We start from the raw sequence: 23,989 nt of genomic DNA, 5'->3' as shown, positions 1-23,989 counted from the left end.
TTCTCCTTTATCTTTTATTCCGATTCGCTATTTAAAATATCGCTGACCAGGCTGGCGGCATAGTCGACCAGAGGAATCACCATGGCATAAGGCATGCGCGTTGGTCCGATCACACCTAGAATGCCGGTCGTGCCGCGGCGGCTGGAATAACATGAGGTAACCAGACTACAACCTTCGATTTCGCTGTGGTTGTCGGCGCTGCCGATGAGAATCTGCACTCCCTCAACCTGCTGAGCCTTGTCGAGCAGCTCGACCAGCAGGCTTTTTTGATCAAAAGTCCGTAACAGGCGCTTCATGGTGGACAGATCGGCAAACTCCGGTTGCTCCAGAATATTACTCGCGCCTTCGACAAACACCTGCCCCCCCAGATCGAGCTGAAGCACATAGCTGGAAAGGAGCAAAGCCCGGCGTTGCAAACTGTCGAACAGAGCTTGTTCTTGAGCCATTTCGGAAGCTATACGGCTCTTGATTTCTTGAATGGACAGTCCGGAAAATTCCTGATTAAGGTAGTTTGTCACCTCATCCAGTTCGCCTTGGGTGAGGGGGACATCGACCTCTACCAATTTATGCTGCACAATGCCGGTCTGGGTGATAAAAACCACCAACACACGCTGCTCTGCCAATCGCACAAATTCGATACGGCGAAACACCGTCGAAGTAAAGCGCGGCACCATAACCAGACCGGTATAGTTGGAGGTAGCGGACAGAATACGTCCTGCTTCACGCAGCAGACCTTCGGTATCCAGTTCAGGAACCTGGCATTCCCGCCGCAGATGGTCCCGTACTTCGTGGCTCAGCTGCTGAACCCGCAGCAGACTAGCTACGTAAAAACGATACCCTTTGTCCGTCGGTATGCGTCCGGCGGAGGTATGGGGCGAATAAAGATAGCCGAGCTCTTCAAGATCGGCCATAACATTGCGCACTGATGCCGGCGACAGGTTGATGCCGGTTCGACGACTTAACGTCCGTGAGCCCACCGGTTCACCGGTAGTCGTATAGTCTTCGATGATCGCTTGCAGGATCAGTCGACTGCGTTCGCTCAGTTCTTCGCTCATCGCATCCACCCGCCCGTGTCTTGCCTCTTAGCAAAAGACACCTGCCAGGCCCCAAAAGAGATCCCGGCTGAAAAAAGTTCAAGCCGGAAAAACCCGGCCGATCCAACCTGTTAGCACTCATCCAAGCGGAGTGCTAACGGAGCACAACATAACAACGGGTATAGGCTTTGTCAAGGGAAAGGCAGGAGGAAAATAACTACTTTCAACCCGCCTTATTCATGGGGCTTTGTAGCGAAACCGGCAAGTGTGCGTGAGATCGAACCAAGCGCAGGCAATTGCCCTGCAGACGTACTTGCAGTACGTCGAAGCGCAACGAGCGAGCACGGCTTGAAATTGCGTGCTATTGCCTGTTGCAGCAGATGTCTTCATGAATAAGACGGGTTAAAGAAAAAAAGAGATGAAATGATCGAACAACAACCAACCCTGCAAATCGAATCTCCAGCGCCCTGCATCGAGGGTAAGACGCTGGCCGCAACGCCGCACAGCTTCAGGAAAAGCCTCGGCGACACCAAGACCGAACTGGCGAAAAAAATCTTTATCCGAAACCCCTTCCTGGCAACGCAAGCCCAAATAGAGGGTCTCCGCCATAGCCCCCTGTCGATCGAAAGTCTCCAGGGTCACCGCCGGGTCGCGCCCCTGCATAAGCCGTTGCCGGTAGCGATCCAGATCGGCGGGGACCTCCCGCCGCGTACCGTAACCAGCGGGAATAAAGGAGTGGGCTCCAGCGCCTACGGCAAAACAGGGTTGGCGACGCCAATAAGCAAGATTGTGACGACAGCGTCGGTCGGGGAGAGCATAATTGGAGATCTCGTAATGCTCAAAACCGGCGGCAGTGAGTTGTTCATGAACGGTAAGGTAAAGCTCCGGGAATTCATCCTCATCCGGCAACGCCAGTGCTCCTCGAAGCCTCCGTTGCTCAAAGGGAGTTCCCGCCTCCACAGTCAAACCATAACAAGACATGTGATCCGGCTGTAACTGCAACAGAGCGTCAAGATCCTGTAGTAATTCCTTCCGGCCCTGGTTAGGCAAACCGAACATCAGATCGCAACCAACGTTCTCAAAACCGACCTGCCGGGCCCAGGTCACGACCTGAACGGCCTCCTTGGCCGAATGACCGCGCCCCAAAAGCTGCAAAGCGTCGTCTTGCAAAGACTGCACGCCAAAGGACAGACGGTTAACTCCGGCATCCCGGTAACCCTGCAGACTGGCCGCATCGACCGTGCCCGGATTGGCCTCCAGAGAGATCTCGGCATTGGCGCTTAAACCCGCCGTGTACCGGATGCGGTCGAGGATAGCGGCCACCTGGCGAGGAGCCAACAGCGAGGGGGTGCCGCCGCCGAAAAAGACCGTTGCCAGCGGGGCGGTAAAAACTTGCCGCCGGTTCAGCCAGGCCAGTTGCTGCAACAGCAGTTTGACATAGCCGTCCAACTGGGCCTGGTTGCCGACAACCGAATAGAAATCGCAGTAGGGGCATTTGCTGCGACAGAAGGGCACATGCAGATAGAGGGAGGGACCTTGAGGTTCTTGGTTTGCCACTGGGATCATTACCCACGCCGGCAGGCTGTTGAAAAACAGCCTGTGGAGTCCATGGAAAGGCGAATATAATCGAGGACAGGTTATTAAGTCCTTGATTTGGTGAACACGACGGAAGTTTTACTTGCGGCTTGCGATGTTGAAAAACCGTGGATAGGTCTTCTAACTCGCGCCTAGAAAAAAAACAGCAGCGACATGGCCGCCAGGTAGAGTACCGCCAGCAGCACGCCGATGCCCACCGGATAGGTTCCTAGGCGGCTGCGGCACTGGACGGCGACTTCAGTCTCCTGTCGATCGGCGCCTCCTAAGCGGGCCAGCAAGCGCAGCCCGGCCACCTGCAGATAGCCGCCCGGCGCCTCGAAAAAGCGCGACAGCCAGGGCAGAGCACGACGCACAATAAGCTCCTCGCACCAGGCGTTGAGACCGTTCAAAAGACGATCGTCCCAGCGCCGGAAAACCCTCGCGCCGCGGCGATACAACCAATCGGTGTCGACGGCAACGGCAGGTGCCGGCTGGAGTTTCTTAAGCAGCAGGAAGAACCCGAGCATGGTGAAGAGCAGAATCTGCATCGACTCGGAGATGTGATAAGCGGTATAGGGATTGTACTCCACCGGATAAGGCAGCATGTCGTAGAGGTAGGGTGTGTAGACCCCGATGAAGATACACAATGCCGAACCGATGGCCATGGCGGCGATCATATTCCAGGAGGGATCGGCAGCCTGCTCCCAGGTCTCAGGCTTGCAGTTGTTCTTGCCGAACCAGATAAAATACGGAACCTTGAGACCGGTATGGAGAAAGGTACCCGCCGAAGCCAGGGTCAGCAGGAAGGCTGGCCACAACAAGTGGGCCTCGAAACCCGCCGCGACGGTCATCGACTTGCTGACAAATCCGCTGAACAGGGGAAAGGCGGATATGGATAGGCCACCGATCAGGGTAAACAAGAAGGTCCAGGGCATCTTGCGATAGAGGCCGCCCAATTCGGTGAATTTGCTCTGGCCGGTCATCTGCAGCACCGCGCCGCAACCCATAAACAGCAGCCCCTTGTACAGGATATGGGCGAAGGCATGCGCACAGACCCCGTTAATGGCCAGCTGCGTACCGATGCCCACCCCCGCCACCATGTACCCTACCTGGCTGATTATGTGATAAGCCAGCAAGCGGCGGCTGTCGTTTTCCAGCACTGCGTAGACCACACCGTAAAGGGCCATGATGACCCCCAACCAGATCAGAATTTCCAGGCCGGCAAAGCCGCGAATCAAGGCATAAACAGCTGTTTTGGTGGTAAATGCACAGAGGAATACCGAGCCGCTGAAGGTGGCTTCGCCGTAGCCGTCGGGCAACCAGGCGTGCAACGGCGGAACGGCGGCATTGAGCAGAAAACCGATAAGAATCAGCCAGCCGCCGATACCGAGATGCTGCACATTGAAACCGGAAAAGGCCAGGGATTCAGCCCCCCGGCTGTATACCAGGATACCGGCCAACAGGCAGGCGCCACCGGCCGAATGGACCAGCAAGTAACGAAATCCGGCGGCGAGGGATTCCTTTCGACCGCGCAGCCAGATAAGAAACACCGAGGAGAGCGCCATCATCTCCCAGAACAAAAAGAGCGTCAGCAAATCTCCGGCATAGACGACCCCCAGGGAGCCGGCCACGTACACCCAGGCGGCAGCGAACTCGCTCCTTTTCTTCACTTTAAGGGCGTAAAGGGTACCCAACACGGCCATCAGGGCCAGGATATAAGCGAACAGGGAGGCAATTGCGTCGGCCCTGCCAAAAACCAGGTCCCAGGAGAGGTAGCGAACCTCGCCGTAAACCCCCTGCGCCATGCCGTGCACCCGGGCAAAAACCAGCAGCGGCACCAGCAACAGGTAACCCGCTCGAATGCGCTCAGGCACCAGGGGCAGCAACGCCGCTCCCACCAACAGGATCAGGGCAGGATGGATCCACAGCTCAGTCATGGTAAAAATCCTCCCGCTGCAGCAGGCCTATTTTGCCGAGATACTTGGAGATATAGACGATCAGCACACAACTGAAGAAACCGAACAGGGACCAGAACCCGGGAATCGACTCCATAGCTGTATGAGCCTTTTCTTTGTCGATCAAAAACGGCACCGCATCGATGAGCACGAGCAGAACCAACAGCACAATAAACATCCGCACTAACAGCGACCAGCGCTGGCGAAGGGCTTCGATGGTCCGAACAAGGGTCATGGCTGCACAACCTCAGCTAAACGCAAAAAGAAATCGGGATAAATACCGATGGCCATGGAAATGGCCGCCGTGACCGACAGCGGAATCACCAATGCCAGGGGAGCCTCCCGCATACCGTCGATAGCAGCTATTTCCTCCGATGGTTTACCGAAAAACCCCTGATAGACCACTGGAATAAAATACGCGGCGTTGAGCAGGGCGCTGATCAGAAACACCGCGATCAGGGCGAACTGACCGGCATCCACCGCACCGTTAAGCATCAACCACTTGGAGACAAAACCGGCCGAAGGCGGAGCGCCGAGCATGCTTAAAGAAGCGACGGCGAAGGCGCCGAAGGTAAAGGGCATAACCCGACCGAGTCCACTCATTTCGGAAACGTTCTTCTTATGGCTGGCAACATAGATGGCTCCGGCGCAGAAAAACAGGGTCACCTTGGCGAAGGCATGACAAGCGATGTGCATGACCCCGCCGGTCATCGCCACCGGGGAAAGGATCGACACACCAAGGATAATATAGGCGAGCTGGCCGATGGTGGAATAAGCCAGCCGGCGCTTGAGGTTGTCCTGGGTCAGGGCAATAAGAGAAGCGGTCAGGGTCGTCACTGAGGCTACGATGGTGATAATTATGCCGAGATCAAGGTCGCTGAGCAGGCCGGTGCCGAAGATGCCGAAGATCACCCGCAGGACGGAGAAGACCCCGACCTTGACCACCGCCACCCCGTGCAAAAAGGAGCTGACCGGTGTCGGCGCCACCATCGCCGCCGGCAGCCAGCCGTGCATCGGCATCAGGGCCGCCTTGGCAAAGCCAAACAGGAATAGCACCAGCAACAGGGTCAGGGTGGCACTCGACGCCTGCCCGGCCAAAATGCCACCGGGAGTAAAATCGAGGGTACCGGCGAGCGAATAGGTAATCAGCATGGCCGGCAACACCAGGCCGATTGAACCACCGAGGATATAGCTTAAATACTTACGCCCCGAAGCACGCGCCTCGTCGTTCTGCTTATGGGTCACCAGCGGGTAGGTGGAGAGAGACAGCAGTTCGTAAAAGAGATAAAGAGTCAGCAGGTTGGCGGAAAACGCCACACCGATGGTCGACCCGATGGCCACCGCAAAAGAAGCGAAATAACGGGTCTGGGCGTGCTCCTGTAAGGAACGCATGTAGCCGATGGAATAGATGGAGGTGAAGATCCACAGTAGGGAAGCCACCAGGGCGAAAAGCATGCCCATGGCATCCACCCGCAGTTGAATTGGAACCCCGGGGATCACCTCGGCCAAGGTCAAAGCATAGCCTTGGCCTGCCAGCACATTTGGCAGCATGACAACCACCAGACAAAACTTAGTGATGGCGGCCAGCAGAGTCCAGGATTCACGCAGATTCGGTTTGCGGTCCGACAGCAGGATCGGCACAGTAGCCAGCAACGATACGCAGATCGCCGCCAAAGGCAATAGGGAAGGGTAATAGCTCATGATTGTTTCGGCACCAGAGGCGCCATCTCCTTGGCGGGCAGTTACTCTCCACCCTTAAAGCCCATGGGCGGGCATTAGACACCAGCTGAGGTCTTTTCGACCCCCATTAAAACAAGATCAATAATTGAAGACGCCCCCAGCCTTTGCTGTATGGGCCAAAAACAAAGACTGCAGTAGTTACGGGGCAAACCCAGCCGGCAGAGCCAAACGAATAATTTGACTGACCAGAGGTCCGGAGCTGATACCGACCACAATCAAAGCAAAGGCGGTCAACAGAAGGGGTTTAAGCAGCATCAGCGGCGCCTCACCGGCCAGCACACCGCCAGAGGTTGGCTGGGGAGCAGGCTTGAAATAGGCGATCTCAATAATACGAAAAAACAGTACCGCATTGATCAGGCTGCTGAGCAGCAGTGCCGCCACAAACTCCCAGTGCCCTGCCTCCACCGCGCCGAGGATCAGATACCACTTACTGAAGAAACCGCAGGTCGGCGGCACCCCGATCATGGAAAAAGCGCCCACGGTAAAAGCAGCCATGGTCAGAGGCATGCGCCGATAGAGACCGGTCAAACGGTCGAAATCGAGACTGCCGGTACGATAGATGATGGCCGCGGCAGCCAAAAACAGACAGAGGGTCATTAACGCATCGTTGACGATGTGCAACACCGCTCCGGTCATGCCGGTACTATTGGCCAGCCATACTCCGCCGACCATGTATCCCACTTCGGCCACCAGGATATAGGTCAGCATCCGCCGCAGATTGCGTTGCGCCAGGGCCAGAGCCGAAGCGCACAAAATAGCCAGGGAGGCAACCCAGACGATGCCGGACTGTACTCCGGCATGAGCAAAAAAGGTGTATTCCGGTGAAAAGACCGAGAACATGATCCGGATCATCAGATAGACCGTGACCTTGGTCATGAGGGGCGCAATCATCATTCCGGCGCCGGTCGGCGCCAGACTGTAGGCGTTTGGCAACCAGTTGTGCAGGGGGAAAAAGGCCATCTTGACCCACAACCCAACGATCATGAAACCGAAGGCGGTAGCCATCGCGGCATGACTTTGGAGGCCGGGCAGGATCGAGGCGATATCGGCCATGTTCAGGGTGCCGGTAAGTATATACAGGTAGCCGGCCCCAAGCAGATAGAAGCAGGCACCGATGGAGCCCATGATGATGTAATTAAAGCTCGCCAGCGGCGCACGACCGCGACCCATGGCAATCAGACCGTAGGTGGTGATGGAGGTGATCTCCAGCAACACATAGAGATTGAAAGCATCGCCGGTCATGACCAGGCCAAGCAATCCGGCCACCAGAATCAGATAAAGGGTAAAGAAGAGGTGGTCCCGCCCCGGCAGTTCCTGCTCGACACTTTTCAAAGCACCGACCGTGGCAATGAGGGCCACTGTCGAGACCAGCAAAAGCATTAAGGCGCTGAGGGGGTCGATGACCAGCTCAATGCCGTAGGGAGGCTTCCAATTTCCAACCGTATAGCGATAAGCACCATGCTGCCAAACTCGTTGCATGGTCAGCAAAGCGCCTATGGTGGAAAAACTTAAAGCACCGACGGCGATCGGGCCGATCCAGGTGCGATTGCGGCGACCGAGCAGGTTCACGGCAAAGGCACTCAGCAGCGGCGCCACCATGACGTAGAGATGTAGATTGGTGGCGGTCATGAGCGAATCTTCTCCAGAATTTCGTCTTCCTCAAGAGTGCCATATTCTCGATAGATACGAACCAGAATGGCCAGCGCCACACCGGTAACACTCACCGAAACGACAATAGCGGTGAGCATCAGCACATGGGGCAGGGGATTAATTATCTGGCTGGCATCAACGCCGTGACTCAGCGCCGCATACTTGTCGAGAATGGGAATCTGGCCGCCGCGCTTAACCCCGGTAGAGACATAAAACAAAATAATAGCGGTCTGAAAGATATTCATGCCCAACAGCTTCTTAACCAGATTGCGTTTGCCGATCATGGCGTAAAAGCCGATCATCATCAGCACCACGTAGAGCCAATAATTGTATTTATCGACGATTTCCGTCAGCAGTTGATCCATATCAGAGCCCTTCCCCCATGTCGCCGCCCGAGGCGAGGTCCCAGAACAGTGAAGCCATAATGCTCATAACCGCCAAGCCGACTCCCAATTCAACGAGAAAAATCCCGAAGGAACGCCATTCTTCAGCGGCCATGGGAATCAGGCGCGCCAAGGCGGCATAATCGAGGAACAGTCCGCCAAGCAGGGCACAAAGCAAGGCAATGCCGACAAAAATCAGCGCACCGACGTTGCTGAGCAGGCCATTGACCCGCTCCGACATAAAACTCAGGGAGGTTTTCAAATCGTAGGCCAGAGCCAGCAGAATGAACGAAGCGCCGAGCACTACACCGCCCTGAAACCCGCCGCCGGGGCTGTAATGGCCGTGAACAATGACATACAGGCCGTACAACTGGATGAAGGGCACCAACAAACGCACTGCTGTACGAATGATCAGGTTGTCCCCCTCCGGGTTCCGACCGGCCTGCTCCTGAAGCTGTTTCATGAACGGCTCCTTCGCAGGACGCTGACTACCGCCATCCCGGCACAGTAGATAACCACCGTTTCAAACATGGTATCGTAACCACGATAATCGCCGAGAATGGCCGTTACCAGGTTGGGCACGTGGGTTTCCTCCACCGCGCGCTCGATATAAACCGGCGACAGGTGGCTGTTGGCCGGCGAATTCGGGTCGCCCCAAGGCGCGAAATCGCCCGTGCCGTATAACAGTACGATACCGGTTGCCAAGGTGGCGAGTAAGGCGAATATTTTCAATCCTTGCTCCTTCGCGTGGTGCGATAGATGGCGGCAATAAACAGCACGGTACTGATGCCGGCGCCAACCGTCGCCTCGGTAAAAGCCACGTCCACCGCCCCCATCTTGGCCCACAACAGGCACATGAGAAAGCTGTAGACGCCGAAGATAACCGCTGCGCTAAGCAGGTCGCGAACGGTAATAACCGCCACCGCGCAGATCACCACCAGCAGCAGAGCAAATTGATCGAGTTGCCAGATCATTGATCCCGATCCTTTCGGCTCCAGGGCTCAACGCCGATCACCAGCGCCGCCTTGGTAATAGCATGAGTCGCTGTGGGACTGGCGACGAATACAAACACCGCAATGGCCATGATTTTTAAACTGACCAGCAAATTGGCAAAAGAATAGTCTGTCAAATTGTAGAGAGCGACGCCGGCGATAATCAGCACTGCAGCCAGGGAATCACATTTACCTGCAGCGTGCAGACGGGTGTAAAAATCGGGGAAGCGCAGGATGCCGAGAACCCCCACGGCAAAAAAGAACAGACCTGCCACTATCAAAAAGCCAGCAATCCAGTGCATACCAGCGTCCTTTCCGTCAGTCGTTTTCCTGCAAACCTGCCTTTTTGCGGTGCAGGAAATACTTGGCCGCTCCAAGGGTGGTAATAAAGTTCAACAAAGCATAGGCGATGGCTATGTCGACAAACATTTCGACCTTGTTATACAAGACTCCGATGATCAGAAGCAGTACGGTCACCTTGGTGCCGATGACATTGGCGCCAAGAATCCGGTCGAGAACTGTCGGCCCGCCGACCACACGAAGCAGACAGAGGGCTACCAAAACCATAAAGATCATACCGCTAGCAAGAAATAAGTTTTCCATCAGGATGCCGAATCAAGGGCCTTGCCGACTCGCCGTTCCATCTCCCCGGGAAGGGATTCGGCGGCGCTGCGGGTCAGGGCATAGACAGTGAATTGGTCGTCGTGGAGATCGACGGTAATGGTTCCGGGGGTCAGGGTAATCGATTGAGCGAAGGCGACCCTAGCAATGGGCCGCTGGAGCCGGGTTTTAAAACGGACCAGGTGCGGATCGATCCTATCGAGCATCTTTGGATGCAAGACGATATAAGCCACCTCCAGATTGGCCAGGATAATCTGCCAGAACAACCAGGGAAAATAGAGCATTGCACCGAGGGTGCCCAGGATCCAGGATCTTTTTTTACCGCCATAGAAGAGGAGTTCTTGACTGAACAGGGTCACCAGCAGACAGCTGACCATCCCCAGGGAAAAATGGAAGGCATCGAACATGCCCGACAGCATCACCCAGAACAGAAGCATGGTAATAAAGGTGGCGATTTTGGTGGCCATGAACAGAACTTTCCTCCGGCGGGCAAAGCAACGGGCGCATGCCTAACAAGGATCAGGCGAGGGCCAGAGCAACAGGACTTCAGAGAATCCGGTGCTTAGGCAAACAAAGGCCGAACATCTCAAGACCTTTTGAGCTAGGGCAGAAAGCGCCCCCAACCAAGGTCCAAGCCGCTTCAACACAGGATTTTTAGCACGGTTACAGATGGGGGTCAAGCATCGTATCCACCCAGCGAAATTGATTACACACCCGGCTGCATTCCCTTTCAGGCGAGCAACTTGCCCTACCTAAGGCTCTGGACTATAATCGAGCTTCGCCATTCTTCTTGGCGCCGGGAACAAGCCGCTATCTAGAGGCTTTGCCTTTAGATAAAGAGATCGACTTCCTATAGCTCTCAATGCAACCTGATTTTCCGGATCCTAAATTTGCTTGTTCAAGCTGGTGCAGAAAAATATTAGCCATTCTTAAACCTGCCCTACAGGAAAAGGTTTTCCATGAACGCCGGAATTTGCGCCTCTGCCATACAGTTTCCCATCGTTGCCGGGGATGTCGACGCCAACCTGAAGCAGGCACGCATAGCCATTCAACGGGCCCACACTCATGGCGCGCACTTGGCCGTACTGCCTGAAATGTGGAGTAGCGGCTACGACTACAAACGACTCCCCACATTGGCTGATGCAACACCACGGATTGCGGCCGAACTAAGTGAACTATCCGCAAACCTCAATATGGTAATCGTCGGAAGTATGCCGGAAAAGGACCGGGGTTCTCTGTACAACACAGCCTTCATTCATGATCGAGGACAGGAAGTCGGTCGCTATCGCAAACTGCACCTTTTTTCACCGATGAAAGAAGACCGCTTCCTGGCTTCGGGCGACTCAACCCTTGTGATAGCCACCTCTGCCGGGCGCCTCGGGGTCGCCATCTGCTACGATCTGCGCTTTCCCGAGATGTTTCGGAAGCTGGCACTGGATGGAGCAGAAGTGGTCTGCCTGCCCGCTCAATGGCCAAGCCCTCGTCAGCTACACTGGCGCACCCTGATACGAGCCCGAGCGATTGAAAATCAGTTCTTCCTGGTCGCCACCAACAGCTGCGGTCAGCTGGGCAGCCTGAGTTTTTTTGGTATGAGCCTGATTGTTTCTCCGCGGGGTGAATTCCTTGCTGAAGGAGGAGAGGAGGCTACCGAAGCAACAGCACTGCTCGACTTTGCCGACATGAACGCCTATCGGAAAGAAATTCCAGCCTGGCACGATCGGCGGCCGGAAATCTACGGTACTCTGCTCTGATTGATGTCTTCGCAACGGCCTGGATCTTGGCGGACAATACCGGCCGAAGAGAAAATTGGGATAATTGAGAACAGTCTTTAGCTCGTTTGAAGATTCATAGCTGCAGCCGTGGGTCGAAAAGGAGCTGCAAAGAAGGAGAGTGGACTTTATGCTACGCCATCGCTAATCTGTCAACGGCTGGGCATCGTTGCGGTAAGGAAGCGGAACCTCTTGCAGACTTTCAACGAAATGAAGTTCACCTTGACGATCCGCGTAGAAATAGCTTTTTTTCGGGGAGGGGGTCTGCTCTAACAACCCTTCGATGGAATCCGGCGGGCGGGTCAGCAGGCGACGGCGAAGGTCCAGATAACAATCCTGCAGCTCGGCCAACAGCGAGTTCTTCGGAGTCAGGCGCAGCAGTGCCTGGTCGGCAGCGCCCAGGAGCAGCAGAAATAGCGCTGTCCAGAACAAGAAACCGCCCAGGCGGCGTCCTATAGATGGTTTTGACGGTGTTTTTCGCTTTTTTTTCGTCATTTGACAACCCTGTTGTCCGGCTGGCATTACATATGGTAAAAGAGCGCGCCCATCATAGGGCAATCGGCAATAACAGGCAAGGGGGAGCCTTCAACTCTATAAACCGCGCCCTCTTTCATTATTCACAACTAATAAAAATTATGCTATAAACAACTCGCCTTGCGAGCACCACTAAGGAGTTTTTCATGGACGACCAGCTTTATGACGTAATCATCATCGGTGGAGGCCCGGCCGGCCTGACCGCCGGCCTCTACACTTCCCGCGCCAAACTGAACACTCTGCTGGTGGAGCAGATGCTGGTGGGCGGTCAAGTCATGACCACCACCAAGGTAGAGAACTATCCCGGCTTTCCGGGGGGAATCGACGGTCCGGACCTGGTAGGACGTTTTCATGAGCACTGCCAGGAGTTTGGCCTGCAGATCAGCAACGGTGAAGCACAGAAACTGGTCGATGCCGGAGACCACAAGGTGGTCACCGTCGACGGCAAAGAACTGCGCGCCAAGGCGGTCATCATCACTACCGGAGCCGAACCCCGCAAACTCGGTATCCCCGGCGAAGAAAAACTTACCGGCCGCGGGGTCTCTTATTGTGCCACCTGCGATGGCGCTTTCTTTCGCGAAGTTCCGGTAGCCGTGGTCGGTGGTGGGGATACAGCCGCCGAAGAAGCCTTATTTCTGACCCGTTTTGCCAGCAAAGTTTATCTGATCCATCGCCGCGATCAATTGCGAGCCACAAAAACCCTGCAAGAGCGTGTTTTGGCCAACGATAAAATCGAAGTGCTCTGGGATACGATCCCGGAAGAAGTCCTTGCCGACCAGCGTGGGGTCAACGAATTGCGTCTCGCCAACAAAAAAACCGGCGAGAAAAGTTCCCTGGCGGTAGAAGGGGTCTTCTTTGCCATAGGTGTGATCCCCAAGGCCCGCTTCCTGGCGGAAGTACTACAACTAAACAACGAGGGTTACATCGTCACCGATGAAGAATGCCGCACCTCCATGCCAGGCGTCTTTGCCGCCGGTGATGTACGCAGCAAAATCCTCAAGCAGATCGCCACCGCTGTCGGCGACGGCGCTGTGGCCGCTATCGCCACGGAAAAATATCTCGACGAAATTTAGCTAGCGGCGGGCAGTTAGAGGGACAACGCCACCGCATGAGGAGAAACCATGCTGGCCAAAGTATTGTCCGGAGCCCTGATCGGAATCGATGCCTATCCGGTAGAGGTGGAAGTCGATATCGCCCAGGGCCTGCCCCAGTTCGCCACCGTCGGCCTCGCCGAAGGAGCAGTCAAAGAAAGTAAGGACCGGGTCAAGTCGGCTATCAAGAACTCGGGCTACGACTTCCCGGTGCGACGCATCACCATCAACCTGGCGCCGGCTGATATCAAAAAGGATGGTACCGCTTTTGATTTGCCCATGGCCATCGGCATTCTCGCCGCCACCGGAGTGATCAAAAACCATCGACCTCGCCGTTTCGCCTTCATGGGCGAACTGAGCCTCGACGGGCTGATCAAGCCGGTGCGTGGCGCCCTGCCAGTGGCTGTAGCTGCTCGCCAATGGGGCGCCACAGCCCTGATCCTGCCCGCGGATAATGCCCGCGAAGGAGCCATCGCCGGCGATCTGCCGGTCTACGGCGTCTCCGATCTTGGCCAACTGGTCGACTTTCTTAACGGCGAAGGAGCCTTGGAACCCTGTCCCATGGACAGGGACGATCTTTTTATTCAGTCGTCCATGCATCCGGTGGATTTTGCCGAAGTCCGTGGCCAGGAACATGTTAAGCGGGCCCTCGAAGTCGCCGCCAGCGGCGGTCATAATCTGCTCATGGTCGGGCCGCCAGGCAGCGGCAAAACCATGCTCGCCAGGCGCCTGCCAAGCATTCTGCCCGCCCTCTGCTTCGACGAGGCGCTGGTCACCACCAAGATCCATTCCATCGTCGGCCTGCTGCCCCGGCAGGACGCCCTGGTCTGCACTCGACCATTTCGCAGCCCCCATCACTCCATATCCGACGCCGGCCTGATCGGCGGTGGCACGGTACCCAAACCGGGTGAAGTTTCCTTAGCACACAATGGGGTGCTGTTTCTCGATGAGTTGCCCGAATTCAAGAAGAATGTATTGGAAATGTTGCGCCAGCCCCTGGAGGACGGCGTTGTCACCATCAGCCGAGCGGCCTCAACCCTCACCTATCCCTCCGATTTCATGCTGGTGGCGGCCATGAACCCCTGCCCCTGTGGGTATCTTGGCGATACGTTGCACGAATGCAGCTGCACTCCGCTGATGACCCGCCGCTACCGCAACCGCCTGTCCGGACCATTGCTCGACCGCATTGACCTGCACATCGAGGTGCCGCGAATCAGCCACAAAGAGCTCTCGGCCAGCGGCGAGGCAGAGGCCAGCGAGACCATTCGCGAAAGGGTAAAACAAGCCCGCCTGCGGCAACAGCAACGCTTTTCCACCAGTTCCACAGTGTGCAACGCGGCCATGACCCCTCGCCAGATGCGCCGCTTTTGCTCCCTCGACGAAGCAGGCCAGAAATTAATGGAGACGGTCACCGACCGGCTCGGCTTCTCGGCCCGCACCTACACTCGCATCCTCAAAGTAGTCCGAACTATCGCCGACCTGGCCGGAGAAGAGCAGATTCACCAATCGCACCTGGCCGAAGCGATTCAGTACCGGTCGTTGGACCGGAAATCCTCTTAACTCCCACCGCCTTAACAGCCATAAGTCACCTTCGAGCTTTTTAGGCTCGCCCCCCGTTCCAACCGAGCCCTTGTCCGGCGGACTCTTACCCTTTGGTCGAGGGTCCATGCATTGCGCCGCCCTATTCCGTTATATTTATCCCATTAACTGTAAGGGCGACTACAGTTACCTGAGCATTTATGGCTTTAAGCCCTGACAGCCGAAAAACCGGGTTGGAAAAGCGGTCAAAGAAAAAAGTTGGACTTGCTAATAGATTTAAATTGGCGAGATAGCATAGAATAAAAGAAGGGCAAACTATTTACGAGGAGTCAGACATGTCAAGATTTCTAGTTCTCGCAATATTGGTTTCAGCGTTTGTCGCCTTCGGTTCCACGGGGACATTAATGGCAGCCCCTCAAGCCGAGGACGCCAGCATTCTCATCAAATGTTCCACCTGTGGTGTGGACTTCACCTCCAAATCGGCCGCGGAGCAGCATGTAAAAAGCCATCCAGAACATAAGATTACCACCGCAACGCACCCACTGATCAAATGCTCAACATGTGGAGTGGACCTTACTTCGCATGTAAGCCTGAAAAAACACCTGCAGAGTAATCCCGACCACCAGAAAGGTCCGCTGATCAAGTGTTCGACCTGTGGGGTTGAATTTACCTCTGACGAGCTATAAATGGAGCATTTGAAAATATAACGATTAGAGTCAGCTGAGGCCCTTACCCTTTGAGCACTCAAATCGTTCACCTTGCGCGTACTCACAAATGACCATACGCCGGCGCCTGTCTCGGCAAGCTTTTCCTCCAGGCGCCGGCATTTCATTGCCAAAGCCGTTTACTGGCGGCAACCAGGCAACCTAAAAAGCCCTCTCAAAGAACGTTATCCAACCAAATGTCTTAAATTTACCCCGAGTACTGGATCTCCATTGGGTCAAAAACTTTGCTGTTTTACAGCTCTATTACAGTAAGACTGTTGGGAAGAAGACTGTAAGCCGGAGCCCACATTCATTCAGAATCATTTTCTTTTTTTGCCGACCACACCCTCAGTTTTTGAATCAAATTGAGCGCCAGAAGAATTTTCTTTTATGCCACAAGCAGTTATCGCTTGCCTTTTACTAGGTGGCCATGTTAACTTGAAAAAACTTAAGCAAGTTTGTGTAAATTTTTTGTCGCTCACCGAATTGACAAGGTGTCAGCTCGGATCAAAACACAGGCCCTCTTGGGCAGGTGTTTTTTTATTTGGACGAGCGGATTTACACAACCAAAAAGTCCCTGCAAAGGGGACACGGAGAAAAAAATGGCAGAAGGCACAGTAAAATGGTTCAACGACGCAAAAGGTTTTGGTTTCATCGAGCAGGACAACGGCCCTGACGTATTCGTTCACTTTTCCGAGATCCAGGGTGATGGTTTCAAATCCCTTGCCGAAGGCGACCGCGTAAGCTTTGAGGTCACCCAAGGTCAAAAAGGCCCCCAGTCGGCCAATGTACGCAAAATCTAAAGTTAAATTTTGCATATAGCTAAAAAAAGAGCCCCTCGAATCTTCGTGGGGCTCTTTTTTCTTCAGCAATCTTCGAGGACATTACTGCCCGGATGCCTGGACAGGCCAAACCTCAAACGGAAAGGACCGGCCCATGGCTAGAAAACCGAATTATGGTTATGAAAAACGTCAGAAGGAACTCGCCAAAAAAGCCAAAAAAGAAGAAAAGAAAAAACGCAAACAAGAAGACAATGCCGAAAGCCCTTCAAAGCAGATAGTTGACGAATCAACAATTCCTTAATCCAGCCGCTGTGAGGGCGCAGGGTTTCTGCGCCCGCTGAGCAACCTCAACGATTGGCATAAAAGGCAGCTACCCCTGCCATAAAGTCCAGGCCAAATCATTTTTATTGGTGCTGTGAGTGAATTTAGCCTTGCAACTCAGACACTGATAATCCTGTTCCTCAAAGCCCCGCTTGTTGTGTCCTTTAAAAATGCGCGCCCCATCGACCTTGGTTAAAGATTCATGGGGCTTTCCATTGCGCGCTTTTTCAGATTGTTCTTCACACAGCTTACAAATTTTCATACGTTTCCTTGCTGGCTTCCACTTCCAACCTACTGCCTGCCATGTCCGGAAAACACAGCGGCAAATCTTATTGACAGCGCATCATCTTTCGGCCGTCCTCAAACAACACTTCAACTTTTTGCGGCCCCACCACTCGCTGCACCACACCAAGTCCAAACTTAGGATGATTAATCAGTGCATTGACCTTGTAAGTCGCGTCCATGGAGTAATCCGTCGCCTTGGCAGGATTCATGGTTGGCTGCAACGCCTGCCATTCCTGGCGTTCGGCCTCTTTGGGATCGACTGTTCGACGTGCTGCCGGCTTTCTTGCCGCTGTGGGCGGCCGATATTTATGCTCACGATTACAAACGGTGCACTGCACCTTGCCGGGATTCTCTTCGACCAGAGTCACGATGATATGAGCGGTATTTTTACGACATTTAGTACAGCGGCCTTCGATAGAATCACCGACGGAAAGCGTGGCATCTTGCATAACGGTACTTCCTTCCTTGGGGCTGGCCAAGACATGTCCGATAAAAATCAGGGAGACCACTGGAATCTATCGAACAGGCTTGACAAGAGACGGTCCAAAAGTCGAAAGGGCCGCCGAATCTCTCCATGCCGAGGGATCATCCTCACAAGACATGAAGGGCGATTGAATAGTTGAAGAGAAGATCTGTTGTGGGAGGGTAAAGTCACATCATACACCTTTTTGCCCTTAAAGGACACCGTCAAAGCTCTCTATTGCTTGATTAACCCCTGAGGAAGGGACCTTTCTGCTTTCTTTTCATAGCTGCAGCTGAAAACACTATGTCCCTTAAGCTTCATTCCTGGAAGCCAAGCACAGAATATTAAGGCTTCCATTCTCTAAGGATTTGAACCTGACAAGGTCAATAATTCGGTATGAAGTCGCCTATTTTAGCGACTTGTCATTGCAATGCCCCTTTATTCAGTCTACACTGGCGCAAGAAACCCTTCCTGATATCACAGCGTTATCTATATTGATGAAGTATAATATACAGGATTGGGTTCAATGCCATTTAGAGCTTTCGGCTTCGGAATTTCGTTGACCGTTTTAGATTAACTGGTTAAAAAGCGAAACATGAAAAGGAGGCCTGCAGAATGCATCCGTCGAATCGCCCCAACATACCCTGGATCGCCTTGCTACTCGTGCTGCTGCTCAGCGCCTGCGGAGGACGTCCTCCAGCTCTCTCTACAGCGCTGGAAGACAAAGATCCGGTCGAACAGCTGGTCAGCCTTGAAAGCGACCTGGATACGGCTCGTCAAGAAAGCCTGGATGTTCTGTCACCCCGCAATTTTGCTAAAGCGGAGCGTCTTTATCTAGAAGCTCAGGGCATGTTGGAGCGAGAGACCGATCTGTCCGAAATCCTGCTCAAGATCACTGCCGGCCGGGTTGAATTGCAACGTTCCGAGCAAACGGCCCAAATCGCCCGAACCGTCCTTGCCGATGTGATCAAGGTACGTCAATTGGCCCTGGCCGCCGGCGCCGCTGACCTCGGATCGGAATATACTGCGACAGAAGAACGTTTTTTAAGCCTGACCCGAGCCATTGAAGACAACGACCTCGATTCGGCTCAAAAGGACAAGGCCAAGGTGTTCGATGCCTATGATCAACTGGAATTGCGCGCCATCAAGGAACGTAATCTCGGCGAAGCCCACCGGCTCCTGGACCAGGCAACGGCCAACCGCGCCTCTCGGCAGGTCCCCCTGTCCCTGGCCGAAGCACAGGAAAAGCTCGCTGAAGCAGATGCCTTCGTCACCGACCGTCGCTACCAAAGAGAAGAAATCCGCCAGAAAGCAGCGGAGGCCCTCTTTTATACCCGCCGCCTGGAGCAGATCATGCTACATAGTCAAAACCTGGAAAACCGGCCTTCGGAACAGACAGCCCTATATATCGAAGGGTTATTACATCAGACAGCTGAACAGCTGAATCTGCCCGACCAGAGGGACCAGGTATTTGAAGGCCAGCTGGAAGGGATTCTGACGTCTATCGCCAGTAACCAGCAACAGCGACAGGATCAACAGGATGAGATTGCCGCACTAGAAGCGACCATCGATCAATTACGCGTACAGATCGCCTCTCTTGAAGGCTCGACCCGGGAAGAACGGGCGGCCCGCCAGCAACTGGACGAGGAGCGCCGCTTCCAGAAGCTCTTCAACCAGGTCCAGAATGTGTTCGCCCCCGGTGACGCCGAGGTCTACAAGCAAGGCGACCGCCTGATCATCCGCCTCAAGGCGATGAGCTTTGCAGTCGGCCAGGCGGTCATCGAAGCGCAGAACTATCCGCTGCTGAGCAAAGTGCAGCGGGCTATCGGCCTGTTCGGCCAACCGCGGGCTATCATTGAAGGCCATACCGACAGCACCGGCTCGGCCGCTGCCAACCTGGCCCTGTCGCAAAAGCGGGCCGAAGCAGTGCAGGCTTACCTTATCGCCAACGACACCCTGCCGGCGGAAAAGATCGAAGCGAAGGGCTACGGCTCGGAACGCCCGCTGGCGTCGGATCAGTCCGCCGAAGGGCGGGCCATCAACCGACGGATCGACATTGTCCTGATCCCGGCCCAGCCCTGACCGGAGCCCTGCTGCCCCACCTGTCAATCCGAAAAGGAGTCGTGTTTTATGGACCTGTCCGCTATCTTCAGCGCTCTGGGGGTCATTTTTTGTGGCACCCTGATCGGTGGGCGCGTGGCAGGCATGTTACACGTGCCCCGGGTCACCGGCTATCTGCTGACCGGGCTGCTGGTCGGGCCATCCTTTGCCCATCTGACCGGCCTGCCCCAACTCATTTCGTCCGAGGTCCTCAAGGACCTGCGAATCGTTACCGACATCGCCCTCGGTCTGATTTTGCTCAGTATCGGCGGACAATGCCGAACTGAAAATCTTAAACGCTGGAAACACCGGATTCTCTGGTTCTCTTTTGGCGAAATCTGCCTGACCTTCCTGCTTGTCACCCTTTCCGTTGCCTCCCTCAACCTTCTAGTCGTCAAAACAAGCCTGCCCGGCTTTTCCCTGGTCGAGACTTCGCTGACACTGGCGCTACTGCTCGGAACGATTACCATCACCACGGCGCCCGCAGTAACCTTGATGGTTATCCGCGAGTACAAAGCCGACGGGCCTGTGACCCATACCGCCTTGACCCTGGTGGGGCTCAACAATGTTGTTTCCATTCTCGCTTTTATCGTCCTGAGCCAGATATTGCTGCAACCGGATTTTCCCATTGCGTCGGTTTTGTGGCAGATGTTAGGTCCGTTACTGGTTGGCGGCCTGTTAGGTTTTGCCGCCTCGGTGTGGGCCCAGCGCCTTGAAACCCCCAGCGAGAAGAAGCTATTGCTCTTGGGCGCCGTTTTTACAGTGACCGGCGTCTGCCGCACCCTCGGCATCAGCCCACTTTTGGCAACGCTGTTTCTCGGCTTGGTGCTGGCGAACAGTTCGCCGCGCTGGCACCTCCTTGAAGAGTCTCTCCAGCAGTTCGATTATCCCCTTTATGTGGCCTTCTTTTTCATCGCCGGCGCCAATCTGCACCTTGAAACCCTCCCCAATATCGGACTACTTGGCCTCGGTTATTTTTGCGCACGGGTTCTCGGCAAACTAGTTGGCGCGCGAGTCGGTGCCCATTTCGGCAACTTCAACCGCGAGCGAGGCATTCACACCGGCTTTACCCTGCTCGCCCAGGGGGGCGTCGCCATCGGCTTGGCCACCACGCTCACCCGGCAGTGGCCGGCGGGTGGACGACTGCTTGAAACCATGGTGCTCGGATCGGTGGTCCTGTTTGAACTAATCGGCCCGCTGGCGATCCGTTTCGGGCTGGTGCGAGCCGGCGAGGTGCCGATACTCTCTCTGTTGGAAAAACGCGCGCCACAGGGGACCATCGAAGGATTGCACAACGTGGTCCAGCATTTCCGTTCGTCGCTTGGCATCCCGGCCGGTCACCAGCTAAGCGACCCCGGCGACATCCTGGTCAAACACATCATGCGTCGCAACGTCGAAACCATCACCAACGACACGCCCTTCAATGAGTTGTTGCACCTCATCGCCCACAGCCGCTACGACCGTTTTCCGGTAATCGACGGCGACGGGCACTTCGTCGGCATGATCAACTACACCGAAATCCGCAACCTGGTGTTCGAGCCCACCCTGGCCAAGCTGGTGGTGGCCAGCGATCTGGCCGGCGAACGGCACATCGCCATGCATCCCGACCAGACCCTGCGCGAAGCCCTGGAAATTCTACAGAAATACCGCTACATCAGTTACTTTCCGGTGATAGACCCGGAACAACCCAAACATCTGCTGGGAATCCTCAGTCAGAACGATCTTCTGGCCGCCTTTCGCCGCGCCGGCAAACAGTAAAAATCCTCCCTTCTACCACCTCTTTCCTCATAAATAGGCTTTTCTCGCAGCCCCTTTCAATCGCTTATCCGACACAACTCATTACAGATAAAAAAAGAGGGTTGTTAACACATAATGATTGCTTTTGTCCCTTCAGATTGTGTATACAGGAAAGACTGAAAATCTTTTTAATCTTTTTTGCAACTGCGATTACAATGCCACCCGGCATTCTGGCGAGAGTTTCCGGGTGGAATTCCTCCTAGAGCGTTTTATTGTCCTCCCTCTTTCACCCCACACACAAAGGAAGGGGAGGCGTTTTTTTATCTTCTGTCGGCCTGACAACTCAAACTCTCTGAACAAAACCAGGCGGCATTTCTTATAAAAAAGGCCATGGATGTTATTCCTCCTTGAAAGGAGAATAACATCCATGGCCCTTATGTTTGATACGTTCGCGAAAACTCAGAGGCTGGCTGAACTAAACCGCTTTACAATCCTTTACCAATCCGCTCAAAAAGTCTGAAGAATGTATTCGGCGATGCGGCCGGCATCCCGGTCGGACAGCAATTCCTTACTAAAAGCGCTCATTCCCGGTCTCGGCTCACGCATCAGGGAGACGATATCGCCGGCAGTTACGATGCCATTGGCTGCCAGGGTTTTTCCATCAAGCCCTTTGTCCGGATTGATGATATTACCACCGCCGGGATGGCATACGGCGCAATGCTGCTGAAACAGCGCCTGTCCATCTTTAGGCTCCGCCACCGGGGTAGCAACCCGCGCCGTTTCTTCAACAGCAGCAAAGGCAGGCTTGGAAGCAGCGCTCAGCAGTTCTTCCTTCATTTGTTCTTTACACCCGCCAACACATAGCAAAACCAATGTTACCAGAACCATTGTCATACCCCAGCGGATCTTTGTCATCAGCGTCTCCTTGGAAAAGGTGTACCAATACACTGCCTTGTTGAATTATAGCTTCTGCAAAAAGGCTCGCTGCAAATATCGACCACAAAACAATCAAAACAACCCCCTTTGAAGAAGGGGGTTGTTTTGATTGGCATAAGGTGGTTCGTTGCGGTAAATGATCAGCGGCCGTTAAAATATTGCTTATGTAATTCCTGGCGTTGTTGGCGGCGATCTTCCGGCGGTAGCTTCTTGATACGCTGCAACTCCCGTTTCAACTCTTCCCGTTGCTTCGGGGTCATCTTCTGTAACCGTTGATGCCGCTCTTGGATGCGTCGCTTCTTTTCCGGCGAAAGCTCTTGAAAACGTTCATAGCGCTTGCGTAACTTTTGCTGTTCTGCCGGCGGCAAATCCTGAAACTGACGATAGCGCTGTTTCATCTCTTTGCGTTGCTCTGGAGTCAGTTTTTGCCAACGGTTGCCTTCGGTAATGTCTTTATCGGCAACAACTCTTCGTCCGCCGTCATTTTGGTCAGAGTAGCGCTTGGCCCAACCCGTTCCCTGCCCCCAGGTCAGGCCGGCCACCAGCAACAGACCAAGTAGCCATAAGCGTTTCATGGTTGTTTCCTTTCCATCTCCATCATCCCTGACCTTCCAATCCCTGCAAGAGATCGAGGTCTTCAAGCAGTTCCATATTCTGCAAAAGCTCCAGCTCCTGAACGATAGCGGCATCGGCCACCAGTCCGTTTCTTTGGCCGGGAACTAGCCCCGGTGGTCGGGCAATCAGGGTCAGGGCCAGAACCGCGCTAACAGTCAATGCGCCTCCCCACACCCAGAGCTTGCTGTGCCTGGGGCGCTGCGCTCGTTCTGCAACCCGGGCGGCAAACCTTTTGGTTTCAACCGAATTGAACTCGATTACGGGAAGAGACAGGCTGCTTAAAGACCGCTGGAGTTGCTGCCATTCTTTATTACAGTTCTCACAAACGGCAAGATGTTCCGCCAACTCAGCTCGCCGTTGATCGGTCAGTTCGTCGTAGTAATAAAGCAGCAAATCCTCTTTATGACAGTGTCTCGTTGTAGTGTCGTTCATGACCGATCCTCCTGCAGATCTTCCAGTTCGGCGCGCAAGGCGCGTACCGCCCGATGCAGATGGGCCTTAACCGTTCCTTCCTCCAAAGAGAGCGTTGCAGCAATTTCTTTGAGGGACATTCCCTCCTGATGGCGCAACACAAAAACCGCCCTTTGCCGGGCCGACAAGCCGTCAAGGGCCGTCAGCAAACGTTGCCCGGTCTCTTTAGCTTGCAAATTATCCCGCGGCGAAGCATTTGAATCGGCTGCCAACTCCAGCGGGTCGGCATCGTCCTCATGACGACGAAAAAAGAAAAGTTTTCGGCGTAATTTTTCCCGCCGCAAATGATCGATGGCCAGACGCGAAACGATGCGATAGAGATAACTTGATAAACTGCAATCGCCGCGAAAACTATCCAATGATCGATGCAGGCGCAGAAACCCTTCCTGAGCGATTTCCTCAGCTTCAGCACGGTTGCCTATCAACCGGAAGGCCAGATTGATCAATCGTGATGCCTGGCTCGCTACCAGTTGTTCAAAAGCACCGGGGTGCCCGGCACGCAACTGCTCGAGCAATATTTTATCATGGCGGTCGCCAAGTTCTGACGCCATGGTGTAATCCTGCACCGAAGCAGGATCGACCACAGCGGTTGCGGCTTGGGGAGTCATAGGCCTCTTCCTGTTTTTTGAGATCCGTTCTCGCATACTTGGACGAGCCTGCAGAAAAAAAGTTTACCAACGACCCCGAAAAAA

At 54.6% G+C, this 23,989-nt stretch carries 28 protein-coding genes; 8 read left to right on the top strand and 20 right to left on the bottom strand.

Features of this window, described 5'->3' with window-relative positions; translation table 11 throughout:
- Positions 1–14: 14 nt before the first annotated feature.
- The 13 genes from hrcA to A7E78_RS10590 all read right to left on the bottom strand — a co-directional run bounded on the left by hrcA (position 15) and on the right by A7E78_RS10590 (position 10,417).
- On the bottom strand, positions 15–1,055 hold the full coding sequence (gene hrcA, locus A7E78_RS10645; RefSeq protein ID WP_072284228.1) for a heat-inducible transcriptional repressor HrcA: 1,041 nt from the start codon (positions 1,053–1,055) through the stop codon (positions 15–17).
- A gap of 381 nt (positions 1,056–1,436) precedes the next feature.
- Complete coding sequence (gene hemW / locus A7E78_RS10640) at positions 1,437–2,591, bottom strand: radical SAM family heme chaperone HemW (RefSeq protein WP_158516103.1); 1,155 nt, start codon at positions 2,589–2,591, stop codon at positions 1,437–1,439.
- 170 nt (positions 2,592–2,761) lie between these two features.
- On the bottom strand, positions 2,762–4,546 hold the full coding sequence (locus A7E78_RS10635) for a Na(+)/H(+) antiporter subunit D (protein WP_072284225.1): 1,785 nt from the start codon (positions 4,544–4,546) through the stop codon (positions 2,762–2,764).
- Entirely contained in the window at positions 4,539–4,799 is a 261-nt protein-coding gene (locus A7E78_RS10630; protein ID WP_072284223.1) for a hypothetical protein, read from the bottom strand. Before A7E78_RS10630 ends, A7E78_RS10635 begins: the two co-directional genes overlap by 8 nt.
- Positions 4,796–6,265: a monovalent cation/H+ antiporter subunit D family protein gene (locus A7E78_RS10625; protein ID WP_072284222.1), complete on the bottom strand. Its 1,470-nt coding sequence runs from the start codon at positions 6,263–6,265 to the stop codon at positions 4,796–4,798. The genes A7E78_RS10630 and A7E78_RS10625 overlap by 4 nt, the downstream gene beginning before the upstream one ends.
- Before the next feature lie 177 nt (positions 6,266–6,442).
- A complete protein-coding gene (locus A7E78_RS10620) occupies positions 6,443–7,933 on the bottom strand; it encodes a complex I subunit 5 family protein (RefSeq protein ID WP_072284220.1) in 1,491 nt (496 codons plus the stop codon).
- Positions 7,930–8,319 carry a cation:proton antiporter subunit C gene (locus A7E78_RS10615; protein ID WP_072284219.1) on the bottom strand — a complete coding sequence of 130 codons (390 nt, stop codon included), beginning with the start codon at positions 8,317–8,319 and terminating at the stop codon, positions 7,930–7,932. The genes A7E78_RS10620 and A7E78_RS10615 overlap by 4 nt, the downstream gene beginning before the upstream one ends.
- A 1-nt stretch (position 8,320) precedes the next feature.
- On the bottom strand, positions 8,321–8,800 hold the full coding sequence (locus A7E78_RS15210; protein WP_201258001.1) for a Na(+)/H(+) antiporter subunit B: 480 nt from the start codon (positions 8,798–8,800) through the stop codon (positions 8,321–8,323).
- Positions 8,797–9,069 carry a hydrogen gas-evolving membrane-bound hydrogenase subunit E gene (gene mbhE, locus A7E78_RS15205; protein ID WP_201258000.1) on the bottom strand — a complete coding sequence of 91 codons (273 nt, stop codon included), beginning with the start codon at positions 9,067–9,069 and terminating at the stop codon, positions 8,797–8,799. The genes A7E78_RS15210 and mbhE overlap by 4 nt, the downstream gene beginning before the upstream one ends.
- Positions 9,066–9,311: a Na(+)/H(+) antiporter subunit B gene (locus A7E78_RS10605; RefSeq protein ID WP_072284218.1), complete on the bottom strand. Its 246-nt coding sequence runs from the start codon at positions 9,309–9,311 to the stop codon at positions 9,066–9,068. The genes mbhE and A7E78_RS10605 overlap by 4 nt, the downstream gene beginning before the upstream one ends.
- On the bottom strand, positions 9,308–9,631 hold the full coding sequence (gene mnhG, locus A7E78_RS10600) for a monovalent cation/H(+) antiporter subunit G (protein WP_072284217.1): 324 nt from the start codon (positions 9,629–9,631) through the stop codon (positions 9,308–9,310). The genes A7E78_RS10605 and mnhG overlap by 4 nt, the downstream gene beginning before the upstream one ends.
- Before the next feature lie 16 nt (positions 9,632–9,647).
- A complete protein-coding gene (locus A7E78_RS10595; protein WP_072284216.1) occupies positions 9,648–9,932 on the bottom strand; it encodes an MrpF/PhaF family protein in 285 nt (94 codons plus the stop codon).
- A complete protein-coding gene (locus A7E78_RS10590; protein ID WP_072284214.1) occupies positions 9,932–10,417 on the bottom strand; it encodes a Na+/H+ antiporter subunit E in 486 nt (161 codons plus the stop codon). Before A7E78_RS10590 ends, A7E78_RS10595 begins: the two co-directional genes overlap by 1 nt.
- A 492-nt stretch (positions 10,418–10,909) precedes the next feature.
- Between A7E78_RS10590 and A7E78_RS10585 the strand changes: the two genes are divergently transcribed.
- Positions 10,910–11,701 (top strand): carbon-nitrogen family hydrolase, encoded by a 792-nt coding sequence (locus tag A7E78_RS10585; RefSeq protein ID WP_072284213.1) that lies wholly within the window; start codon positions 10,910–10,912, stop codon positions 11,699–11,701.
- A 162-nt stretch (positions 11,702–11,863) separates the two neighbouring features.
- Here A7E78_RS10585 and A7E78_RS10580 read toward each other — a convergent pair whose 3' ends face one another.
- Positions 11,864–12,151, bottom strand: a complete 288-nt coding sequence (locus tag A7E78_RS10580) for a hypothetical protein (RefSeq protein ID WP_145924890.1) — start codon at positions 12,149–12,151, stop codon at positions 11,864–11,866.
- 248 nt (positions 12,152–12,399) lie between these two features.
- On the opposite strand from A7E78_RS10580, the gene trxB reads away from it, so the two are divergent.
- From trxB to A7E78_RS15200, 5 genes are all read left to right on the top strand, one after another.
- Positions 12,400–13,326 (top strand): thioredoxin-disulfide reductase, encoded by a 927-nt coding sequence (gene trxB, locus A7E78_RS10575; RefSeq protein WP_072284211.1) that lies wholly within the window; start codon positions 12,400–12,402, stop codon positions 13,324–13,326.
- A gap of 48 nt (positions 13,327–13,374) precedes the next feature.
- Positions 13,375–14,904: a YifB family Mg chelatase-like AAA ATPase gene (locus A7E78_RS10570; RefSeq protein ID WP_072284209.1), complete on the top strand. Its 1,530-nt coding sequence runs from the start codon at positions 13,375–13,377 to the stop codon at positions 14,902–14,904.
- Positions 14,905–15,218: 314 nt separating this feature from the next.
- Positions 15,219–15,569, top strand: a complete 351-nt coding sequence (locus tag A7E78_RS10565) for a C2H2-type zinc finger protein (RefSeq protein WP_072284208.1) — start codon at positions 15,219–15,221, stop codon at positions 15,567–15,569.
- 620 nt (positions 15,570–16,189) lie between these two features.
- Positions 16,190–16,390, top strand: a complete 201-nt coding sequence (locus tag A7E78_RS10560) for a cold-shock protein (protein ID WP_072284207.1) — start codon at positions 16,190–16,192, stop codon at positions 16,388–16,390.
- A 133-nt stretch (positions 16,391–16,523) separates the two neighbouring features.
- A complete protein-coding gene (locus tag A7E78_RS15200; protein ID WP_201257999.1) occupies positions 16,524–16,670 on the top strand; it encodes a hypothetical protein in 147 nt (48 codons plus the stop codon).
- Positions 16,671–16,739: 69 nt separating this feature from the next.
- Here A7E78_RS15200 and A7E78_RS10555 read toward each other — a convergent pair whose 3' ends face one another.
- Both A7E78_RS10555 and A7E78_RS10550 read right to left on the bottom strand, forming a co-directional pair.
- Positions 16,740–16,952: a hypothetical protein gene (locus A7E78_RS10555; RefSeq protein WP_072284205.1), complete on the bottom strand. Its 213-nt coding sequence runs from the start codon at positions 16,950–16,952 to the stop codon at positions 16,740–16,742.
- A gap of 67 nt (positions 16,953–17,019) precedes the next feature.
- Complete coding sequence (locus A7E78_RS10550) at positions 17,020–17,424, bottom strand: hypothetical protein (protein ID WP_072284204.1); 405 nt, start codon at positions 17,422–17,424, stop codon at positions 17,020–17,022.
- A 629-nt stretch (positions 17,425–18,053) separates the two neighbouring features.
- Between A7E78_RS10550 and A7E78_RS10545 the strand changes: the two genes are divergently transcribed.
- Positions 18,054–19,520, top strand: coding sequence for an OmpA family protein (locus A7E78_RS10545; protein WP_072284203.1), 1,467 nt, complete (start codon positions 18,054–18,056; stop codon positions 19,518–19,520).
- Positions 19,521–19,568: 48 nt separating this feature from the next.
- Positions 19,569–21,296, top strand: coding sequence for a cation:proton antiporter domain-containing protein (locus A7E78_RS10540; protein WP_072284202.1), 1,728 nt, complete (start codon positions 19,569–19,571; stop codon positions 21,294–21,296).
- Positions 21,297–21,782: 486 nt separating this feature from the next.
- On the opposite strand, the gene A7E78_RS10535 is transcribed toward A7E78_RS10540, so the two are convergent.
- The 4 genes from A7E78_RS10535 to A7E78_RS10520 form a co-directional block, all read right to left on the bottom strand.
- Positions 21,783–22,190 (bottom strand): c-type cytochrome, encoded by a 408-nt coding sequence (locus A7E78_RS10535; protein WP_145924889.1) that lies wholly within the window; start codon positions 22,188–22,190, stop codon positions 21,783–21,785.
- Between the two features lie 161 nt (positions 22,191–22,351).
- The gene (locus A7E78_RS10530; protein ID WP_072284200.1) at positions 22,352–22,786 is read right to left on the bottom strand and encodes a DUF3106 domain-containing protein; all 435 of its coding nucleotides are present in this window, start codon (positions 22,784–22,786) and stop codon (positions 22,352–22,354) included.
- A gap of 22 nt (positions 22,787–22,808) precedes the next feature.
- Positions 22,809–23,258, bottom strand: a complete 450-nt coding sequence (locus tag A7E78_RS10525) for an anti-sigma factor (protein WP_072284198.1) — start codon at positions 23,256–23,258, stop codon at positions 22,809–22,811.
- Complete coding sequence (locus A7E78_RS10520; protein ID WP_083553021.1) at positions 23,255–23,905, bottom strand: RNA polymerase sigma factor; 651 nt, start codon at positions 23,903–23,905, stop codon at positions 23,255–23,257. Before A7E78_RS10520 ends, A7E78_RS10525 begins: the two co-directional genes overlap by 4 nt.
- Positions 23,906–23,989: the final 84 nt, after the last annotated feature.

Origin of the sequence: Syntrophotalea acetylenivorans (assembly GCF_001887775.1) — a bacterium.
Lineage (GTDB): Bacteria > Desulfobacterota > Desulfuromonadia > Desulfuromonadales > Syntrophotaleaceae > Syntrophotalea_A > Syntrophotalea_A acetylenivorans.
Note: the sequence above shows the minus strand (reverse complement) of the source record. Positions and strands in the feature narration are given on the sequence as shown.

Excerpts from the sequence above, each read along its gene's own strand:
- hrcA (WP_072284228.1), bottom strand. The coding sequence starts at position 1,055 with ATGAGCGAAGAACTGAGCGAACGCAGTCGACTGATCCTGCAAGCGATC.
- A7E78_RS10635 (WP_072284225.1), bottom strand. The coding sequence starts at position 4,546 with ATGACTGAGCTGTGGATCCATCCTGCCCTGATCCTGTTGGTGGGAGCG.
- A7E78_RS10630 (WP_072284223.1), bottom strand. The coding sequence starts at position 4,799 with ATGACCCTTGTTCGGACCATCGAAGCCCTTCGCCAGCGCTGGTCGCTG.
- A7E78_RS10625 (WP_072284222.1), bottom strand. The coding sequence starts at position 6,265 with ATGAGCTATTACCCTTCCCTATTGCCTTTGGCGGCGATCTGCGTATCG.
- A7E78_RS10620 (WP_072284220.1), bottom strand. The coding sequence starts at position 7,933 with ATGACCGCCACCAATCTACATCTCTACGTCATGGTGGCGCCGCTGCTG.
- A7E78_RS10615 (WP_072284219.1), bottom strand. The coding sequence starts at position 8,319 with ATGGATCAACTGCTGACGGAAATCGTCGATAAATACAATTATTGGCTC.
- A7E78_RS15210 (WP_201258001.1), bottom strand. The coding sequence starts at position 8,800 with ATGAAACAGCTTCAGGAGCAGGCCGGTCGGAACCCGGAGGGGGACAAC.
- A7E78_RS10605 (WP_072284218.1), bottom strand. The coding sequence starts at position 9,311 with ATGATCTGGCAACTCGATCAATTTGCTCTGCTGCTGGTGGTGATCTGC.
- mnhG (WP_072284217.1), bottom strand. The coding sequence starts at position 9,631 with ATGCACTGGATTGCTGGCTTTTTGATAGTGGCAGGTCTGTTCTTTTTT.
- A7E78_RS10595 (WP_072284216.1), bottom strand. The coding sequence starts at position 9,932 with ATGGAAAACTTATTTCTTGCTAGCGGTATGATCTTTATGGTTTTGGTA.
- A7E78_RS10590 (WP_072284214.1), bottom strand. The coding sequence starts at position 10,417 with ATGGCCACCAAAATCGCCACCTTTATTACCATGCTTCTGTTCTGGGTG.
- A7E78_RS10585 (WP_072284213.1), top strand. The coding sequence starts at position 10,910 with ATGAACGCCGGAATTTGCGCCTCTGCCATACAGTTTCCCATCGTTGCC.
- trxB (WP_072284211.1), top strand. The coding sequence starts at position 12,400 with ATGGACGACCAGCTTTATGACGTAATCATCATCGGTGGAGGCCCGGCC.
- A7E78_RS10570 (WP_072284209.1), top strand. The coding sequence starts at position 13,375 with ATGCTGGCCAAAGTATTGTCCGGAGCCCTGATCGGAATCGATGCCTAT.
- A7E78_RS10565 (WP_072284208.1), top strand. The coding sequence starts at position 15,219 with ATGTCAAGATTTCTAGTTCTCGCAATATTGGTTTCAGCGTTTGTCGCC.
- A7E78_RS10560 (WP_072284207.1), top strand. The coding sequence starts at position 16,190 with ATGGCAGAAGGCACAGTAAAATGGTTCAACGACGCAAAAGGTTTTGGT.
- A7E78_RS15200 (WP_201257999.1), top strand. The coding sequence starts at position 16,524 with ATGGCTAGAAAACCGAATTATGGTTATGAAAAACGTCAGAAGGAACTC.
- A7E78_RS10555 (WP_072284205.1), bottom strand. The coding sequence starts at position 16,952 with ATGAAAATTTGTAAGCTGTGTGAAGAACAATCTGAAAAAGCGCGCAAT.
- A7E78_RS10550 (WP_072284204.1), bottom strand. The coding sequence starts at position 17,424 with ATGCAAGATGCCACGCTTTCCGTCGGTGATTCTATCGAAGGCCGCTGT.
- A7E78_RS10545 (WP_072284203.1), top strand. The coding sequence starts at position 18,054 with ATGCATCCGTCGAATCGCCCCAACATACCCTGGATCGCCTTGCTACTC.
- A7E78_RS10540 (WP_072284202.1), top strand. The coding sequence starts at position 19,569 with ATGGACCTGTCCGCTATCTTCAGCGCTCTGGGGGTCATTTTTTGTGGC.
- A7E78_RS10535 (WP_145924889.1), bottom strand. The coding sequence starts at position 22,190 with ATGACAAAGATCCGCTGGGGTATGACAATGGTTCTGGTAACATTGGTT.
- A7E78_RS10530 (WP_072284200.1), bottom strand. The coding sequence starts at position 22,786 with ATGAAACGCTTATGGCTACTTGGTCTGTTGCTGGTGGCCGGCCTGACC.
- A7E78_RS10525 (WP_072284198.1), bottom strand. The coding sequence starts at position 23,258 with ATGAACGACACTACAACGAGACACTGTCATAAAGAGGATTTGCTGCTT.
- A7E78_RS10520 (WP_083553021.1), bottom strand. The coding sequence starts at position 23,905 with ATGACTCCCCAAGCCGCAACCGCTGTGGTCGATCCTGCTTCGGTGCAG.